Origin of the sequence: Hymenobacter defluvii, from assembly GCF_017589435.1 — a bacterium.
Taxonomy (GTDB): domain Bacteria; phylum Bacteroidota; class Bacteroidia; order Cytophagales; family Hymenobacteraceae; genus Hymenobacter; species Hymenobacter profundi.
The window spans coordinates 292388-308580 of sequence record NZ_JAGETX010000005.1; the positions used below are offsets into that span (position 1 = coordinate 292388).

23 protein-coding genes are annotated in these 16193 nt (G+C 56.9%); 12 read left to right on the forward strand and 11 right to left on the reverse strand.

The window, feature by feature from the left end; genetic code table 11:
- The first annotated feature begins 105 nt into the window (after positions 1-105).
- Positions 106-501, forward strand: coding sequence for a biotin/lipoyl-binding protein (locus tag J4D97_RS11640; RefSeq protein ID WP_185282011.1), 396 nt, complete (start codon positions 106-108; stop codon positions 499-501).
- A 94-nt stretch (positions 502-595) separates the two neighbouring features.
- Positions 596-856: an acyl carrier protein gene (locus J4D97_RS11645; RefSeq protein WP_185282010.1), complete on the forward strand. Its 261-nt coding sequence runs from the start codon at positions 596-598 to the stop codon at positions 854-856.
- 42 nt (positions 857-898) lie between these two features.
- On the opposite strand, the gene J4D97_RS11650 is transcribed toward J4D97_RS11645, so the two are convergent.
- Together J4D97_RS11650 and J4D97_RS11655 are read right to left on the reverse strand one after the other, a co-directional pair.
- The gene (locus J4D97_RS11650; protein WP_208307723.1) at positions 899-1672 is read right to left on the reverse strand and encodes a PPK2 family polyphosphate kinase; all 774 of its coding nucleotides are present in this window, start codon (positions 1670-1672) and stop codon (positions 899-901) included.
- Positions 1673-1715: 43 nt separating this feature from the next.
- Positions 1716-2369, reverse strand: coding sequence for a hypothetical protein (locus J4D97_RS11655; RefSeq protein WP_208307724.1), 654 nt, complete (start codon positions 2367-2369; stop codon positions 1716-1718).
- A 313-nt stretch (positions 2370-2682) separates the two neighbouring features.
- Here J4D97_RS11655 and J4D97_RS11660 point away from each other — a divergent pair, with 313 nt between their 5' ends.
- Complete coding sequence (locus J4D97_RS11660) at positions 2683-3066, forward strand: Hsp20/alpha crystallin family protein (protein WP_208307725.1); 384 nt, start codon at positions 2683-2685, stop codon at positions 3064-3066.
- A 59-nt stretch (positions 3067-3125) separates the two neighbouring features.
- Here the strand turns inward: J4D97_RS11660 and J4D97_RS11665 are convergent, their stop codons facing one another.
- Together J4D97_RS11665 and J4D97_RS11670 are read right to left on the reverse strand one after the other, a co-directional pair.
- Positions 3126-3449: a hypothetical protein gene (locus J4D97_RS11665; RefSeq protein WP_208307726.1), complete on the reverse strand. Its 324-nt coding sequence runs from the start codon at positions 3447-3449 to the stop codon at positions 3126-3128.
- Positions 3450-3626: 177 nt separating this feature from the next.
- A complete protein-coding gene (locus J4D97_RS11670) occupies positions 3627-3896 on the reverse strand; it encodes a VF530 family DNA-binding protein (RefSeq protein ID WP_185282005.1) in 270 nt (89 codons plus the stop codon).
- Positions 3897-4007: 111 nt separating this feature from the next.
- Between J4D97_RS11670 and J4D97_RS11675 the strand changes: the two genes are divergently transcribed.
- Genes J4D97_RS11675 through J4D97_RS11685 form a run of 3 tightly spaced genes read left to right on the forward strand, consistent with a single transcriptional unit; the run spans position 4008 to position 5504 of the window.
- Positions 4008-4862, forward strand: coding sequence for a glycoside hydrolase family 25 protein (locus tag J4D97_RS11675; protein ID WP_185282004.1), 855 nt, complete (start codon positions 4008-4010; stop codon positions 4860-4862).
- A 31-nt stretch (positions 4863-4893) separates the two neighbouring features.
- Positions 4894-5292, forward strand: a complete 399-nt coding sequence (locus J4D97_RS11680) for a septal ring lytic transglycosylase RlpA family protein (protein ID WP_208307727.1) — start codon at positions 4894-4896, stop codon at positions 5290-5292.
- A 20-nt stretch (positions 5293-5312) separates the two neighbouring features.
- A complete protein-coding gene (locus J4D97_RS11685; protein ID WP_185282002.1) occupies positions 5313-5504 on the forward strand; it encodes a hypothetical protein in 192 nt (63 codons plus the stop codon).
- A 174-nt stretch (positions 5505-5678) separates the two neighbouring features.
- On the opposite strand, the gene J4D97_RS11690 is transcribed toward J4D97_RS11685, so the two are convergent.
- Positions 5679-6089, reverse strand: coding sequence for a DUF6799 domain-containing protein (locus tag J4D97_RS11690; RefSeq protein ID WP_208307728.1), 411 nt, complete (start codon positions 6087-6089; stop codon positions 5679-5681).
- Positions 6090-6258: 169 nt separating this feature from the next.
- On the opposite strand from J4D97_RS11690, the gene J4D97_RS11695 reads away from it, so the two are divergent.
- From J4D97_RS11695 to J4D97_RS23740, 4 genes are all read left to right on the forward strand, one after another.
- Positions 6259-6606, forward strand: a complete 348-nt coding sequence (locus J4D97_RS11695) for a DUF3140 domain-containing protein (protein ID WP_208307729.1) — start codon at positions 6259-6261, stop codon at positions 6604-6606.
- A 105-nt stretch (positions 6607-6711) separates the two neighbouring features.
- Positions 6712-7635: a DnaJ C-terminal domain-containing protein gene (locus J4D97_RS11700; RefSeq protein ID WP_208307730.1), complete on the forward strand. Its 924-nt coding sequence runs from the start codon at positions 6712-6714 to the stop codon at positions 7633-7635.
- A 123-nt stretch (positions 7636-7758) separates the two neighbouring features.
- Positions 7759-8094 (forward strand): chaperone modulator CbpM, encoded by a 336-nt coding sequence (locus tag J4D97_RS11705; RefSeq protein WP_185281998.1) that lies wholly within the window; start codon positions 7759-7761, stop codon positions 8092-8094.
- A gap of 164 nt (positions 8095-8258) precedes the next feature.
- A complete protein-coding gene (locus J4D97_RS23740; protein WP_279592432.1) occupies positions 8259-9857 on the forward strand; it encodes an OmpA family protein in 1599 nt (532 codons plus the stop codon).
- 162 nt (positions 9858-10019) lie between these two features.
- Here J4D97_RS23740 and J4D97_RS11715 read toward each other — a convergent pair whose 3' ends face one another.
- From J4D97_RS11715 to J4D97_RS11735, 6 genes are all read right to left on the reverse strand, one after another.
- Positions 10020-10763, reverse strand: coding sequence for a ZIP family metal transporter (locus J4D97_RS11715; RefSeq protein ID WP_185281996.1), 744 nt, complete (start codon positions 10761-10763; stop codon positions 10020-10022).
- 137 nt (positions 10764-10900) lie between these two features.
- On the reverse strand, positions 10901-11158 hold the full coding sequence (locus tag J4D97_RS23975) for a heavy metal-binding domain-containing protein (protein ID WP_219733350.1): 258 nt from the start codon (positions 11156-11158) through the stop codon (positions 10901-10903).
- Between the two features lie 2 nt (positions 11159-11160).
- Complete coding sequence (locus J4D97_RS11720) at positions 11161-11535, reverse strand: hypothetical protein (protein ID WP_185281995.1); 375 nt, start codon at positions 11533-11535, stop codon at positions 11161-11163.
- A gap of 104 nt (positions 11536-11639) precedes the next feature.
- On the reverse strand, positions 11640-12245 hold the full coding sequence (locus J4D97_RS11725; RefSeq protein WP_185281994.1) for a hypothetical protein: 606 nt from the start codon (positions 12243-12245) through the stop codon (positions 11640-11642).
- Positions 12246-12386: 141 nt separating this feature from the next.
- Positions 12387-13247: a carboxylating nicotinate-nucleotide diphosphorylase gene (nadC, locus tag J4D97_RS11730; RefSeq protein ID WP_185281993.1), complete on the reverse strand. Its 861-nt coding sequence runs from the start codon at positions 13245-13247 to the stop codon at positions 12387-12389.
- 208 nt (positions 13248-13455) lie between these two features.
- Positions 13456-13854: a DUF4783 domain-containing protein gene (locus tag J4D97_RS11735; protein WP_185281992.1), complete on the reverse strand. Its 399-nt coding sequence runs from the start codon at positions 13852-13854 to the stop codon at positions 13456-13458.
- Between the two features lie 144 nt (positions 13855-13998).
- Between J4D97_RS11735 and gpmI the strand changes: the two genes are divergently transcribed.
- Positions 13999-15552 carry a 2,3-bisphosphoglycerate-independent phosphoglycerate mutase gene (gene gpmI, locus J4D97_RS11740; RefSeq protein WP_208307731.1) on the forward strand — a complete coding sequence of 518 codons (1554 nt, stop codon included), beginning with the start codon at positions 13999-14001 and terminating at the stop codon, positions 15550-15552.
- Positions 15545-16135 carry a hypothetical protein gene (locus J4D97_RS11745; protein WP_208307732.1) on the forward strand — a complete coding sequence of 197 codons (591 nt, stop codon included), beginning with the start codon at positions 15545-15547 and terminating at the stop codon, positions 16133-16135. Before gpmI ends, J4D97_RS11745 begins: the two co-directional genes overlap by 8 nt.
- The last annotated feature ends 58 nt before the right edge of the window (positions 16136-16193 follow it).

A 16193-nucleotide genomic window follows, 5' to 3' on the forward strand; every position in this document is an offset into this window, starting at 1 on the left:
TCAAACGTCATCTTATTTGTAAGCCGAAACAACGCTCACTACGCTCTGCTTACTGCCTTTAAATGTAACCGTTGCGATTACGGTTATTCTTTCCGCTTTGAAATCATGAAAAAAAACCTGGGATTTTTCTTTATCCCGCTAGCCGCCATCGGTAGTCTTACCCTACCTCACTGGCTGCATCCACATCGTGCTACCCCGCAAGCTGCCATTGTAGTAGAAGCTCCCGCCAATGCGCCACTGGTAGCAACGGGACAGGCAGTAGCCGCGGGTGTGCGGGGCCGCTTGTGGCAGCTCTACGTGGTGCCGGGCCAGCGGGTACGCCAGGGCGAGGTGCTGGCCAAAATGGCCTCTACCCTACCCACACAGGGCACGGCGCCGGCTGCCTTGGGCTTCGAGTACGTGGTGGCGCCCGCCGATGGCACCATTGCGGCTACCGTAGCCGAAACCGGCGCTTACCTTGCCGCCACCGAAACGGTGCTGTTATTTCAGCCTACTGAGTAAAGTAAACAGCCACTTTTTCGACTCTAGGTATACCAAACCTTTACTTCCCGGACGTTACACGTCCACCATTGTTTACCTTTTTCTTGCTTTTCTGATGGAACAACTCGTCCGCCAGCAAGTAGAGCGCCTGCTTCGTCGGAAGGGGCGCCGCACTACCCAGCCCCTCCTGCCTACCTCCCGCCTGGCCGAGGATATAGGGCTGGATTCGATTGAAACGGTGGAACTGGTGATTGATTTGGAGCATCGTTTCCACATCGAGATACCGGACCCCGAGGTGGAAACCTTGCGCACCGTGCAGCATGTGTTGGACTGCGTAGAGCATCACCTCACCAGCCACCACTTGGCCGTGGCGTAGTGCTCTGACACTTGCGTACACGACAAACTGACCCGCCCGCTGTTACTCTGGGCGGGTCAGTTTGCTTTCGGGGTAGGTGGGGTTGAGGTCGGCTAGGGTGTCGCGCAGGGTGCGGGCTACCTCGTAGGCTTTGTACCAGTTTTGGTCAGATGGCACAAGGTGCCAGGGGCAGCTGGGTGGGCTGCAATGCTTGAATACGTCCTCGTATACTTGGCGGTAGGCGGGCCACTGCCCAGCCTTGTGGTCATCGCCAGGCTCATACTTCCACTGCTTGCTGGGATTATTAACACGCTCCGCTAGGCGCTCCTCCTGCTCTTCCTCCGACACATTGAGGTAGAACTTCAGCACTGTGGTGCCAGCCTGCTGCAAGAGTTCTTCAAAGTGATTGATGGCCGCGAAACGCTGTTTAGCCGTAGCGTCATCGATTAGCTTATCTACGCGAGTGACCAGCACGTCTTCGTAGTGCGAGCGGTTGAACACGTGAATCATGCCGTGGCCGGGGGTGCGTTGGTGAATGCGCCACAGAAAATCGTGGGCCAGCTCGTCCTTAGTAGGCTCTTTAAACGAATACACCCGCACGCCCTGCGGATTGATACCGCTGAACACCCGCCGAATCAGGCCGTCTTTGCCGCTGGCATCCATACCCTGCAACACCACCAAAATGCTACGCTTGTTCTCAGCATACAGGCGTTCCTGCCACTCCACCAGTTCCTCCCGGATTTTGCGCATTTCGCGCTTGGTTTCGTCTTTGTGTACGTGCTTCGGTGCGCGAGTAGGCAGCTTGGTCAGGTCGACGTCGGGTAGGGTGGAGTTCATGAAGTGGTATTAGAGTAGTAAATACTATAGTACGAGCACGGCTTCAGCGCAGCTGAGTGGTGCTGCCCAGGGCAGCCAGCGTCACGGGGCCTTCTGATACGTATTGCAGGCGCGCCGGCAGGCCGGCTTCATCCAGATCATCGAGCAACGCCCGCCCATCGGCTTCCGACTTATACGAGTCGATGGTGGTAGCGATGACGGTGACAGGCCGGTTGGGTAGGGCTTTCAGGGTAGCGCGGCGGTCTATTTCGGGCGGAAACACGGCGGCGTACAGAATCAGGCGGTCGTAGCGGGTGCGCTGGCCGGCCAGCCAGCGGGCCGCCGCCGCGCCGCCGTGCCCGCAGCCCAGCACCGTCACGGTTACTTCGGGTGGGCACGCGGCCAGCACCTCCGCCGCCAACGTGTCGAGGTAGTTGCTCAAGTCCGTCAGGTCGGGCACCAGGTCGCCCACCGCAAACCAGTCAGCCCCAATGCGGCGCGGCGCTTGCCCATCAGATGGCAATCCGTAGCGCGACAGCGCCTCGGGCAGCACCAGCAGGCGCTCGGGCGTATCGAGGGCAACTAATTGAGCAGCCAGCTCCGGCACCGGCTGGTTTTCGCCGTGCAGACAAAACCATACCTGCTGAATAGCGGGTCCGGGCTCGCCCAACAGGTAGTAGCGAGCCGTGCGGGAAGTAGTAAACGTAATGGGCTGCATAGGCAGTGCGGAACAACGTATCTGAAAGCGGAGTGGTATTTTGTTGGTATCCAGTCTTCGCTCACCCGCTTAAGGGTAGCAATTGCCAGGTACTACGGTCAAATATCGGAAGCCTATACGCAGAATCGACTCCAACTGATCAGGCAAGAGCGAATAGTTTATTGCCGCATTATACCGTCAACATGGCACACTTGCTACATGAATCAAGTTGAAAATATGTCATTATGGCCATATTATGCGGTTTTCGCTGGTATTACTTGGCTGGTACACCGTTTGATTAAGTATAGTTGAAACTAAGAGAAGAGGAGACACCATGAATCTGATAAGCAAAGAATTTATTCATAACATCGCCCCGCAACTCGATCTGCTCAACACGATTGGCGGTGGTATTGCGCAGGCCATGCTGCGGGTAGATAAGCGCGAAAAGGGCGTGGTTATTCGGGTGGCGGCTCCCTCCATCAACCCCGAAAACTTCCACGTGCTGCTGAACGACCGTAACCTGACCATTTTCTGCGAATACCGCCACCAGCCCGATGACCAGCTGGCTGCGCCGCTGTTCAACCAAACACTGGCCATCCCCGCCGGCCTGGACCTGGAGCGCATCGACGCCGTGCACGAAAGCAACGAGTTGCGTATCCGTATTCCCTACAAGGACAACGCCACCAAGGGGCGCGAAATCGACATTAAAATTCGGTAGAACTCACTCCCTATCCTAACCAAAAGCCACCCTAGCGGGTGGCTTTTTTTGTGGCTATCCTACCCAAACAATGGAATCAGCAGCACAAAGCCCATCAGCAGCGATAGGTAAAACCAGCCCATCAGCTGGCCACGGTAGCGGCGCGGCAGTTGGTTGCTGAGCACCAACACGGCCACTACCACCAGCAGCAGGTGTAACAGCAGAAACACCACCGTCTTCACCCAGTTGCTGACAATGGTGTTTTCGGCCTGTAGCTGGTTGCTCTCGCCCAGGCCCGAGGTAGCAAACCGCAGCAGGTAGTACACCGCCACCTCAAACGCCACAAACAACCCTAGCCCTGCTAGCCACGTCAGAAAGCCGTTTTTTTGGGTTACATCAGCCATGAAGCGGTGAAGTTGTGAGTGGTGAGGTTGTGAGTAAATATACGTGTGTCATCCTGAGTGCAGCGAAGGACCTTCTCACTGTTGAACGAGTCGTTGGTATGGCTGTCGTTCTTATGTGAGAAGGTCCTTCGCTCTGCTCAGGATGACAGCCGTTTTTGCTACTGTCTATTCATCATTTCACTGTTCACCACTCACTTCCTTTGTGCGAGTATGGATGTAGAGGTCTTCTACCTTAGTGCGTGCCCAAGGCGTGCGGCGCAGAAACGTGAGGCTGGATTTGATGCTGGGGTTGACAGCAAAGCAGTTGATACGGATGCGCTCATCCAGCCCTTCCCAGCCGTAGTGCGCTACCAGATACTCCAGAATGTGCGCCAGCGTAACGCCGTGCAGCTCCCGGATGAGGTGGCCGTTTTCGTCGCGAGCTTCGGAGGCGGAAGAGGTAGGCATGGTAGCAAGTAAAAGTATTATACAGACCGAAAGATACGCATCAAGGTAAAAAAAGGCATCTTTTACGCGCCGGCGGGCACCATCGCGTCGAAATCCTGCGTTACTTTCGGTGTGGCTACTCTCACCAACCGCTCCCGTCGTGCTACCGCTGCTGCGGCTGCCCGCGCCGCCAACATTCGGCGCACGTGGCGGCTAGTGGCGGTGTTGCTGTTGGTAGGGACATTGTTCGTGTATGTGCGCTATCGGCGGCAGCTACACCGCTACGTGCGCCACACCTACGCCACCCTCATTACCGGCCACCTCACGGGCCTGGAGGCCACGCCGCTACTGGCCGGCTATTCCGTGCACGGCATCGATGTATCGTCTTACCAAGGCCGCATCAACTGGAAGCTGGTAGCGGGGCACCAAGTGCAATTTGCGTTTATTAAGGCCACGGAGGGCGTAACGCTGCGCGACCCGCGCTTCCGGGCCAACTGGCGGGGCGCCCGCAAGGCAGGCGTATACCGGGGGGCCTACCACTTCTTTCAGCCCAACTACGATGGCGCAGCCCAGGCCAACCTGTTTACCCGCACCGTGCCCCTGCAAGCCGGCGACTTGCCCCCCGTGCTCGACGTAGAGGCCCCCAATTTTCATGATGTAGCCACCATGCGCCGCAACCTGGCTACTTGGATGCGGCTGGTGGAGCGGCACTACGGCGTGCGGCCCATTCTCTACTCCAACTACGGCTTCTACCGGCGCTACCTGGCCGGACACTTCGATGAGTACCCGCTGTGGCTGGCGCACTACGAGGTAGACACCCCCCGCCTACCCGCCGATAAGTGGATTATCTGGCAGCACTCCGACGAATCGTATGTACCTGGCATCCGAGGCACCGTCGATTTCAACGTATTTCAGGGAAGCTTTGAGCGGCTACGCAGCCTACGGATTCCGGCTCGGCCGCGCCCTACCCCGAAGCCTAACCGGTAGGCAATTGCCGCTTTTCGCCTACTTTCGTGCCATGCCCATACCTCTTTTTTACCGGTTTTGCCTACGTTGGCCGGGGCTGTTTTTGGGTGGCTTGTTGCTGCTCACTGCCTGCGGTGGCGGACGCAACGCCTTCACCCAGACCGGCAAAGCTTCCTACTACGCCGATAAATTCAATGGCCGCAAAACGGCCAGCGGCAGCACCTACCGCCCTGGCCGGCGCACGGCAGCGCATAATACCCTACCCTTTGGCACGGTGGTGCGCGTGACCAACCCCAGCACCCACCGCTCCGTCAAAGTCACCATCACCGACCGGGGGCCGCACGTCAAAGGCCGCGTCATCGACTTATCGCGCAAGGCCGCTCGTAAGATTGGGCTGCTGGATGCGGGCGTGACGCCTGTGCAGCTGAAAGTGGTGCGGGCCGTTCGCTGATTCACCCTTAACCCTACCTTATGCGTATCCGCAAAAAAGTGAAATGGTCGTTTCCTGCTGCTACCAGCCGGTTTGTGGCATTGGGCGCCTTTGTGAAAGCGGCCGAGGCCCAGCACTGGTCAGAAGCCGAAATTCAGTTTGTGATGGATGAAGTGGTGGAGGCCAAAGACGACGCAGAGGCCTTTGATATCCTACGCGACTACTCGGAGTAAGGTAGCAAGACGACAGGCTGCTGAGAAGATGCTCGCATTAGCTAAAAAAGGGCATTAGAACGATGTAGAGACGCCTACTTGCGTCTCGTCGTTGAACGATTTCGGCCATCTGGCGCGAACGACGAGACGCAAGTAGGCGTCTCTACACCGTTCACTATTCAACGCAAACAGCCTCTAATTCCGCTTGCCCTTCTTTTTGCCGCTTTTGGCTTTGTCCATCGTGGCGCGGGCCAGGCTGTCCTGAGCAGCCACGGAGGCGGCCGTGGTGAGGCGCCCCGTGGGCGATACCATATCGCCTTCCTGCAAGGTAACGCTGCGGCCATCGGTGGCGGTGAGCGTGCCGTTGGTGGCTACTTTGACGCCGCTGGGTAGGGTCACGTCGTCGCGCAGTGGATTGGTGGCGCCGCTTTGCGTACGCATCACTTGCCCATCTTTCATCATAAAACCCTCTTTCATGGTGGCTCCTTTGGGCGTCACACGGGGTTTGGGCTGTACTGTTTTGCGGGCGGATGGGGTGGTTTGGGCCTGGGCTGTTAGGGCGGTGCTACTCAGCAACAAGGCGGCGAGAAGTACGGTAACTTTCATGGGTAGGGTAGGAATAGGTGAAGAGTGTGGCGAGGAGCCGGAGCTAGGTAGCAGGTGATTTGCCAGTCAGCAACATGGCAGTAACCAGAAGGCGCTGCCACTCGTTTTTGGTAAGAAATACGGGTGTTTCCCCTGTCCGGATCTACTGACCTTTCATTCTCCCACTACCATGAGCAAAGCCTCTAACGACACCGAAAACGAAGAAGTATACAAGCAGTTCAAAGACCAAGTAAACATGACGGCCTCCGAGCTGGAGAAGTGGCTGAAAACTGATGAGTCGAAGGAGGTAGGACAGGACAGCGGCGACGGGGAAAGCATCGGCCATAAGTCGGGCGAGCACATCATCGACATTCTGCACAAGAAGAAAGCCGACCTTACCGACGACGACTACGCCCATATGCACAAGGTGCACAGCTACATCGGCCGCCACTCGGCTCAGGGTCCTGAGAAAGACAAAGAACATTCGCGCTGGCGCTACTCCCTTATGAACTGGGGCCACGACCCGTTGAAAAAATAGTTTTTGATGTGCTGTTGTGCTGCTGATTGATTCGATGCTTTATGCAGCGCGTCCATCAGCAGCCCAGCATACCTCCTCCATCAGCACATCAAACCATCAACTGCTTTGGACTACAAGGATTATTACAAGGCCCTGGGCGTAGAAAAAAACGCGACGGCCGATCAGATCAAGAAAGCCTACCGCAAGCTGGCCCGCCAGTATCACCCCGACGTGAACCCCAACGACCCCGAAGCGGAGCGTAAGTTCAAGGAGGTGAACGAGGCCAATGAGGTGCTCAGCGACCCAGAAAAGCGTAGCAAGTACGACCAGCTCGGCGCCGACTGGCAGCGCTATCAGCAAGCAGGCGCGGGTGGCGCACAGGGCGCGGGCGGCGGCTTCGATTGGTCGCAGTATGCACAGGGCGGCGGGTTTGGCGGGGGCGGTGAGGACCCGTTTGGCGGGGCCGACTTCTCCGACTTTTTCGGCAATATCTTCGGCGGCATGGGCGGCGGCCGGGCCGGGGGCACCCGCGCCCGCGCCGGCCAGGATTACCAAGCCGAGTTGGTACTGACTCTAGAAGAAGCCTACCAGGGCGGCCCGCGCACCATCACCGTGAACGGCAAAAACCTACGCCTCGCGGTGAAGTCGGGCGTGGAAGACGGCCAAACCATTCGGCTGCGCAACCAAGGCGGGCCGGGGCTCAACGACGGCCCGGCCGGTTCGCTGTACCTCACTTTCCGCATCGAGCCTGACCCGCGCTATACCCGCACCGGCAACGACCTGACCCAGGAAGTACCCGTGAGTGTGTACAAGGCTATTTTGGGCGGCGACCAAGTAGTGGATACCTTATCAGGTAGCGTTAAGATCAAGATCAAGCCCGAAACTCAAAACGACACTCGCCTGCGTCTGCGGGGCAAGGGCTTCCCGGTCTACGACCAGCCCGGCCAGTTCGGCGACTTATATCTGCGCCTTACCCTCAGCCTACCCCAGCAACTCACCGAGCAGGAAAAAGACCTGTTCCGTCAACTAGCCGCACTGCGCAATGAGTGATGTTAGAGGGTAGCGGTTAGTTGTCAGCAGGTAGTTGCTGGTACCATTTAACTGGCAACTACCTGCTGACAACTAACTACTATCCCCCTAATAACCAACAACCAATCACTGATAATCAGCAACATGGAAACGCACGTCATCACGATTACTTATCACGATTGCGCCACCACGTACGGCCTGCGTGAGCAGGACCTGCGCGAGTTTGTGGAGTTGGGCTTGGTACAGCTTGCTCCCGGCGCCCCCGACACCATCCGCGACGAGCCCGAACACCTAGCCCGCCTGGCCCGTCTTCAGCACGAACTAGGCCTGAGCACCACGGCCATCGATGTAGTGCTGGCCATGCGCCGCCGCATGCAGCAGCTCCAGCAGGAGCTGATGCGGCAGCGGGCCCGCGCCCTGCAATTAGAGCAATTTGTATATGGCAGCGGGCGCACGCTGGAAGCAGACGAGTATCTATAAATCAAGTGATTATACCCGTTCGCAACCCAACTCGATAGTGCGTCAAAAAATTAGCTTTCGGAAATATAGATAGAGAGTAACCTTTCTGGTGAAGGGTGGTATAATTCTGTGCTGGCCGGTCAAATTCCAACGACCAGAATCATTCAATTCTCTTCTTTATTTATATGTCTTTGACATTCTCTACCCTTCGGGCATTGAGTGCGGGCCTGGCCATCAGCGCCTTAACTCCACTTATGACCCAAGCACAAACCTCTGAGTACAAAACGGTTGTCGGTATTTCGGCTAATGGTTTTCAGTACAAAGGCAATCTGGGTTCCGACTACTGGGACTTCAGCCGTGCAAAGTGGGGACCTGGCATCTCCATCAGCCAATACGTTGCCCCTGGCCTGAGCATCGGTTTGCAGGGTAGCTATGTGGAGTTGAAAAAATCGTTGGGCACCAACAGCAGCAACTTCAACACCAACGTGGTGAGTGCGAATGTGCCCATTAAGTTGATGCTGAACAATGGCTGGGCTTTGAAGGAAGACGCCTTTATTCAGCCATACATCCTGTTGGCGCCCGGTATTCTGTACTACAGCAGCGATGGGCAGTATCGTTTGAATAATAGGAATACTGTATTCAGCCGCGACGAAACTAAATTTGCCGGTCAGGCTGGCTTGGGTATCAACTTCCGCATTAGCGGCAACCTTGGCATTTTTGTGCAGACTTCGCAGGTGGTAGGCTACAAAGCGAACCTCGATGGCAACCCCAACCACGACAACGACGGCTGGGACGACCGGTTATTGCAACACTCGGCAGGGCTGAACCTTGCCTTCGGCAAAGCCAAAGATGAAGATGGCGATGGTGTGTCAGACCGCAAAGACAAGTGCCCTGGCACCCCGGCTGGTGTAGCTGTTGACGAAAACGGCTGCCCGCTTGACCGCGACGGTGACGGTGTACCCGACTACCAGGACAAGTGCCCCGACGAGAAAGGCCTAGCTACCTTGGAAGGCTGCCCCGACCGCGACGGTGACGGCGTACGTGACTCTGAGGATGCCTGCCCCGATACGCCTGGCAAGCCGGAGCTGCAAGGCTGCCCCGATGCCGACGGGGATGGTGTAGCTGACAAGGACGACAAGTGCCCCAACACCCCCGCCGGCGTAGCCGTTGACGCTACCGGCTGCCCATTGGATAAAGACGGTGATGGCGTGCCTGACCACGAGGACCGCTGCCCTAACACGCCAGGCCCGGCTTCCAACAAAGGTTGCCCCGAGGTGAAAGCCGAAACCAAGAAGGTACTCAACGAGGCTACTAAATACATCCAGTTTGAGTTCAACAAAGCGGCCTTGAAGCCTTCTTCCTACCCCAAGCTAGAGCAATTGGTGAGCATTCTAAATGAGTATCCCGACTATAACCTGAGCATTGCCGGCCATACCGACAGCAAGGGTAGCGACGCTTATAACCAGCAGCTGTCGTATGACCGCGCTTCCAGTGCCCGTCAGTATATGATTGAAAAAGGCATTGCCGAGTCGCGCATTGAGTCGCGGGGCTATGGCGAAAGCAAGCCTATTGCCACCAACGATACGGAGGCCGGCCGCGCCCTCAACCGCCGCGTGGATTTCGACCTGTACCTGCCCGGCGACACGAACCCCGCTGAGGCCAAATATGGCCCCCAGCCTACCCTGAAGGAACTGAACGAAACAAAACCCGCTGCACCTGCCAGCAAGGCTAAAAAAGCACCGGCTAAGAAAACGCCGGTTCGTAAAGCTCCCGTACGGAAGTAGGGCTTTCCCCTACCCTCCGTTAATTGAAAAGGCGGCCTGCTATACAGCAGGCCGCCTTTTTGGGTTTTGTGGTGGAAGGGTTGTAATGGCTTGCCATTCCATACTGCTCTCCGTAACATACAGGACAACAGTTGCTTTTCTAACTCCTGTTAGTCCCCTGCGCTATAGCACGTCTACGGCTAGGGCCAGCAGGGCACCGGCCAGTGTAGCCACCAGTTTGCGGGTGTTTAGATGATGCTCAGGGCTGGTTTCAAATAGGATAGTAGTCGATACATGCAGAAAGTTGCCGGCCACCAAGCCCAACAGGGCAGCATACCACCCGCTGTGGAGCAGCTGTTCCAGTACTATATAATTGCTAAATACAATGCCTGCCGGTGCGGCTAAAGCAAACAGCAATAGGTAGGGCAGTGCCCGCCGGAAGCTGCCCAACTGCAACAGCAGGGTGCCCATCAGCGCAAATGCCGCCGGAATGTGGTGCAGCGTAATACCAATCAGTACGGCATACAGATTACTTGCTACGTCGCCTGCCTGCGGCGCCTTAACCAGAATACTACCCTCCAAGAAAGAATGCAAGACCAGCGCGCCCAGCAACGCGTAAGGCACTCGGCCTATCGGCCGCTCGTGGGCGTGGGCGTGCACATGCCCGTGCTCTACCCCCTGCGAAAACACCTCTAGCAGCAACTGCCCAAAAAAACCCGCCAGCACATAGTAGCCCACGCGGTGGGGTTGCTCTGGCAGCAGCAGCAACGCCTCCGGCAGCAGGTGCATTACAGTGAGTGTGAAAAGGTAGGCTCCCCCAAAAGCCAGCAGCGGCTTCAGCCAAACGGTATGCAGGGTAGGCACTAGTCTGGTCAACAAACCAGCTCCCAACACCGTCAGGAACAAACTAAAAATGGCAAGCCACATACGATGCTCTAAAAAGAAAAATGCCTGCCACTCTCACACCGAAAAGAAAGGGGGCGCTATCCGCGCCCCCTTTCTTTTCGGGTATTTAACAGACATTATTTTGAAACAACGTTGCAAAAAATAAGTTTTCGTTGATTCTATTCTGTAGCTGGAGTAGCTTGGTTAGCAACTAAATCCATTTCACACACGGGGCATTTACCCGGCTTGTTGCTTTCACTACCCTGGCAACCCATAGGGCACACATAGGCAGCGGTATGCGCGGGAGTAACTGCTTCTGTGTTGGCAGGCGCGGCGGTGGTAGCTGGCTCCGACTGGCAAGCACCTAGCAGCAACATTGCCCCTAGCAGCAAACCCGTTGCCGGACGAAGCATCAACTGGCCCAACGAAAAATCCATCTCTATTGGTGCGAGTCGTCGTCCTGTACCGAGCGGGAGCGGGCTTTTGCCTTTTCCTGGGCGGCTTCGCCCTGCTCATGCCGAATCTCTTGGTCGTTAGCCGACACCGTTTTCTTTGGATTAGGCATAGCGCGCTCGTCAAGCGTTACGCCCGAGTTGATGGGGCGTGGGATGGCAGCACCATTTGCCTGCGTTTCAGGCTTGCTGCCACCCTGCTGTTCTCCCTCATTCATAAAGTAAGTATCAGAGCGCGTGCCAGGGGCAACTAGGTCTGTCGATACTTTCTTATCCGGACGCCAATCCGAAGGTTCGCTGCTGCACGCGTTCAGGGCGAGGGTGGCCAGGGCAAGGCCGGAGAGCAGAAGTTTTTTGGTCATATCAATAAGGAAGAAAATGCCGAAGCGGACTACGTAAAAAAGGAAGCTTACCTGCTTACGAGTACAAAGGTACACACAGATGTACCCGCGGCGCCACCCAAATGTTACGCTGCTTTGGTTTCGGCGGGCAGCAGGTTTTTGCGCCGCAAAATAGCCTCAAACAGCTTGATATCGTTGGGCGAGTTGAAGATGCGCGGTGGCAGCAGCATAAACACTGGCACGTCGAAGGTGCGGGCCACCCAGCGGCGCCAGCCGGCCAGCTCCTGCGGGGCCTCGCCCTGCTTCAGGTACAGCATGTAGCCATCGGGCGCCACGCGGGCGCGGCCAATCATTTCCCAGCCGATGTTCATGCCCTGCTTTTCGTTGAGGCGGGCAATGAGCTGGCGGTTGTCGATTTCGTAGCTCACGCGTTCAAATAGCGGCTTGCTCTGCTCCATCTGCGTCACGCCCGTAATCTGCGCCGAACGTAGCAGCACGTACAGCACCGTAAGCACTACCCCCGACGCCAGCCACCACCACGAGGGCCAGATCAAGGCAGGCAGCACTCCCACTACAAACGGGATGAGAGCGTACCACCATTCCTTTTTCCAGACCTGCGCCATAGCCAGGCGCGTGTAGGTATTGGTATCGAGCTGCGTTTTCTTCGTGCGAATCGCGAGGGGCGAGGGCTGTTGCGCCTGCCGCACTCCTCGCTGATTAGGTTGTTGCATGGTATATTGATGTGCTGATTTTTAATGGGTTGATATGCTGATTTTCTGACAGTTTGATATGCTCCTAATTAACTAAAGTGTTGTTTCCGAGCCAATAACCAGCTCGTCCACCAGCACACCAACTCATCGAAAATCAGTACCTTAGAATGCTTTCAGGCTCATGTCCAGCGTGCCGGCCGAGTGTGTGAGGGCACCCACCGAGATATAGTCGACGCCGGTGGCAGCTACTGCGGCCAAGGTTTCTTCCGTGATGCCCCCCGAAGCTTCCAGCTCGTAGCGGCCGGCTACCAATTCTACAGCCTCGTGCATTTGGGCGGGCGTCATGTTATCGAGCATGATACGCGAGATTCCGCCCGTGTCCAGGGCTTCCTGCACTTCGGCCAGAGTGCGGGTTTCTATTTCCACGGGTAGCGTGCGGCCGGTGCTCGCCAGGTAGGCATGCGTAGCCTCAATGGCCGCCCGGATTCCACCAGCGTAGTCCACGTGGTTGTCCTTCAGCATAATCATGTCGAACAGCCCGTAGCGGTGGTTTACGCCCCCACCAATGACCACAGCCCACTTCTCGCACAAACGAAAATTGGGGGTAGTCTTGCGCGTATCGAGCAGGCGGGCCTTGGTGCCGGCCAGTAGCTCGGTGAGGCGGGCCGTGATGGTAGCAATACCGCTCATGCGCTGCATGCAGTTGAGCACCAGCCGCTCAGCCGTGAGAATGCTACGGGCAGGGCCCTCTACTACAAAGGCCACGTCGCCGGGTTGGATGCGGCTGCCATCGGGCAGGTAGACGGTTATCTGCAAGGCCGGATCCACTTCCCGGAAAATCAACTGGGCCAGCTCTACCCCGGCAATCACGCCTGTGCCCTTCACCAGCAGTCGGGCGCGTTTGCGGGCGGCAGCCGGAATGGCGGACAATGTGGAATGGTCCCCATCGCCTACGTCTTCGGCCAGCGCCGTGCGGATAAACGTCGTCAGGGCGTCTGGGGTAAGGTAGGGGGTATTTTTCACAGGGCAAAAATAGAAAAATGGGCTGATATAACGGTGTGGAAACGCTATGGCCTGCGCAACTACAGGGGAATGGCGTAAACAACCTCGGCAGCGACGCAACAGTTAGTACGCACAACGCCCCCGCAGCAGCTGGCTACGGGGGCGTTGGGGGCAGTACGAAGAGGCATCGCGGGGCAAATGCACAAACCTTCTCTAAAAATCAGAATGCTTACTCTTTGGTAAACTCAATCGTGTCGATTTTGATAGCACCGTTGAACGACTTCATCTTCACAAAAACCCGATAAGAGCCGCTTTTACTGGCATATTTACCGATGGCATAAGGCACACCCTCGGGGCTAGCACCTTTGTGAATATACTCGAAGCCGCTGCTTGCATTCTTGGCAAAGAAGTCCTTCATCACAAACTCAGCCTGCGTGGCGCTGTAGCTTTGCTTGTCCCCATCGAAGCCTAACTCGACGGTATTAGCAAAATACTGGGCCAAATCACGCGAGGAGCCATTGCTAATAGCCGTACGGGCAGCAAGCAAAGCGTCCCCCTGGGCGTACGCGGCAAGCGTACTTAGCGTGAGCCACAGGAAGAGGAAAACCCGGGTAAAAGTGCGTTTCATATTGGAAAAAGTATACTTCACCTCCGATTGCTAAAATTATGCCAACAGCCGCTTCCTAGTTTGCGTATGTTGTGCGGTTTCTTTCCGGAGGGAAGAACACAACAAATTGTGCCCGTTCCGGGCCAGGTACGTTATCTTTGCTGCATGAACAAACAGGTATTGCTGGTCATTTTGGACGGCTGGGGGCTGGCCCAGAATAAGGAAGTATCCGCCATCGATAAAGCGCGTACGCCCTTCCTCGATTCGTTGTTTCAACGCTATCCGCATAGCAAGCTGCAGGCCTCGGGCGAGGCGGTGGGGCTACCCGAGGGGCAAATGGGCAACTCAGAGGTAGGGCACATGAATATTGGTGCCGGCCGCGTGGTGTACCAGGATCTGGTGCGCATCAACAAAGCTATTCGTGACCGGAAGTTGGGCTCCGTTCCGGCACTGGAAAAAGCTTTTGAGTACGCCCGTACCAACCAGAAACCGGTGCACTTGCTGGGCCTGCTCTCTGATGGCGGCGTGCACTCGCACATCGACCACGTGAAAGCCCTCTGCACCCTGGCCCGCGACCAGGAAGTACACAACGTGTTCATCCACGCCTTCACCGACGGCCGCGACACCGACCCCAAAGGGGGAGTAGGCTACGTGAACGAGCTGGAGCAGCACCTGCAACATGGTGCCAGCGGCCGCATTGCTTCCATCGTGGGCCGCTACTACGCTATGGACCGCGACAACCGCTGGGAGCGGGTGAAAATTGCCTACGACTTGCTGGTGAACGGCAAAGGCACGCCTTCGCAAAACCTGATTCAGAGCATGCAGGACTCCTATAAAGAGGGCGTGACCGACGAGTTCCTGAAGCCGATTGTGAAGGTAGGCGCCGACGGGCAGCCCCTGACCACCATTCAGGAAGGTGATGTGGTCATTTTCTTCAACTTCCGCACCGACCGCGGCCGGGAGCTGACCGAGGCTCTCACCCAGCAGGACCTGCACGCCTACCAGATGCACCGCCTGAACCTGCATTTCCTGACCATGACCACCTACGACGCGTCGTTTACGGGCGTCACGCCGATTTTCGAGAAGGACAACCTCGAAAACACCCTGGGCGAGGTGCTGGCCGCCAACCACAGAACCCAGATTCGCATTGCCGAAACCGAGAAGTACCCGCACGTGACGTTCTTCTTCTCGGGGGGTAGGGAAAACGAGTTTGAGGGCGAAAGCCGGATTATGCGCAATTCGCCTAAGGTAGCGACCTACGACCTGCAACCCGAAATGAGCGCCTACGAGCTGCGCGACGCGCTGGTGCCGGAGCTGCAAGCTAATGCGGCCGATTTTGTAGTGCTGAACTTCGCCAACCCCGACATGGTGGGCCACACCGGCGTATTTGAGGCTGCTGTGAAGGCCGTAGAAACTGCCGACACCTGCGCCCAGGCGGTAGTAGAAGCTGCTCAGGCGGCCGGCTACGCTAGCATCATCATTGCTGACCACGGCAACGCCGACATGATGGTGAACCCCGACGGCACGCCCAATACGGCCCACACCACAAACCTAGTGCCCTGCATCTTGGTTGATAACGACTACCAGGGTACCCTGGCTGATGGCAAGCTCGGCGACATTGCTCCTACCGTTCTGGCACTCATGGGGTTGGCTCAACCCGCCGAGATGTCGGGGCAGTCGTTGCTGCGCGCGGCGGGCACTACTTCTACTCATGCGTAACGTTTTTGTTTTTTTATTCGGGGCGGGGCTATGGGCCGGTGCCACGGGCTGCGGCTCGTCGGCAGGGGCCGATAGCCCCGCTTCCGCTACTACGGTGCGGCCAGCCTATTTCCCGCTCAAGGAATACCTCGATGCCCAGGCCGCCCGCCTCAACCAGCAACAGCCCCCCGTAGAGAAGCGCGTAACCCTACGTGGCTCTGCTCCGGAAACTACCCGTGTTCCCAAAATTGAGTGGGACAAGGAATTACAGGTTTTTTACCAAGCCGATATCAACAAGCCTGCCTTGCGCGGCGCTTACGCGGTGGATTCTACTACCCTACCCAACGGAACTCGACAAATTATTTATACCCGTAAGCCCGGCTTCGATAATGCTGTGGTGCGCCTGACTGTCGTACGCGACGCATCCGGCGTCCGCTCCGTTGATGCGACGCTACAAAAGAACAATCCCCTATTCTACTCCGAGAAGAAGCTACAACTGCGGGGCCAAGCCGGCACGCTGGACGCCTACCAAGTACAAGGAGTACAGAAACTGGTGCTGTTTGATACGTTGCGCTATGCGACGAACGCGCGGGTGGTGCGGTAGGAAGCAGTAGTAGTGTAAGTCGCTCATCAATTACTTTTTGAGCTATTTATTTTTGGGA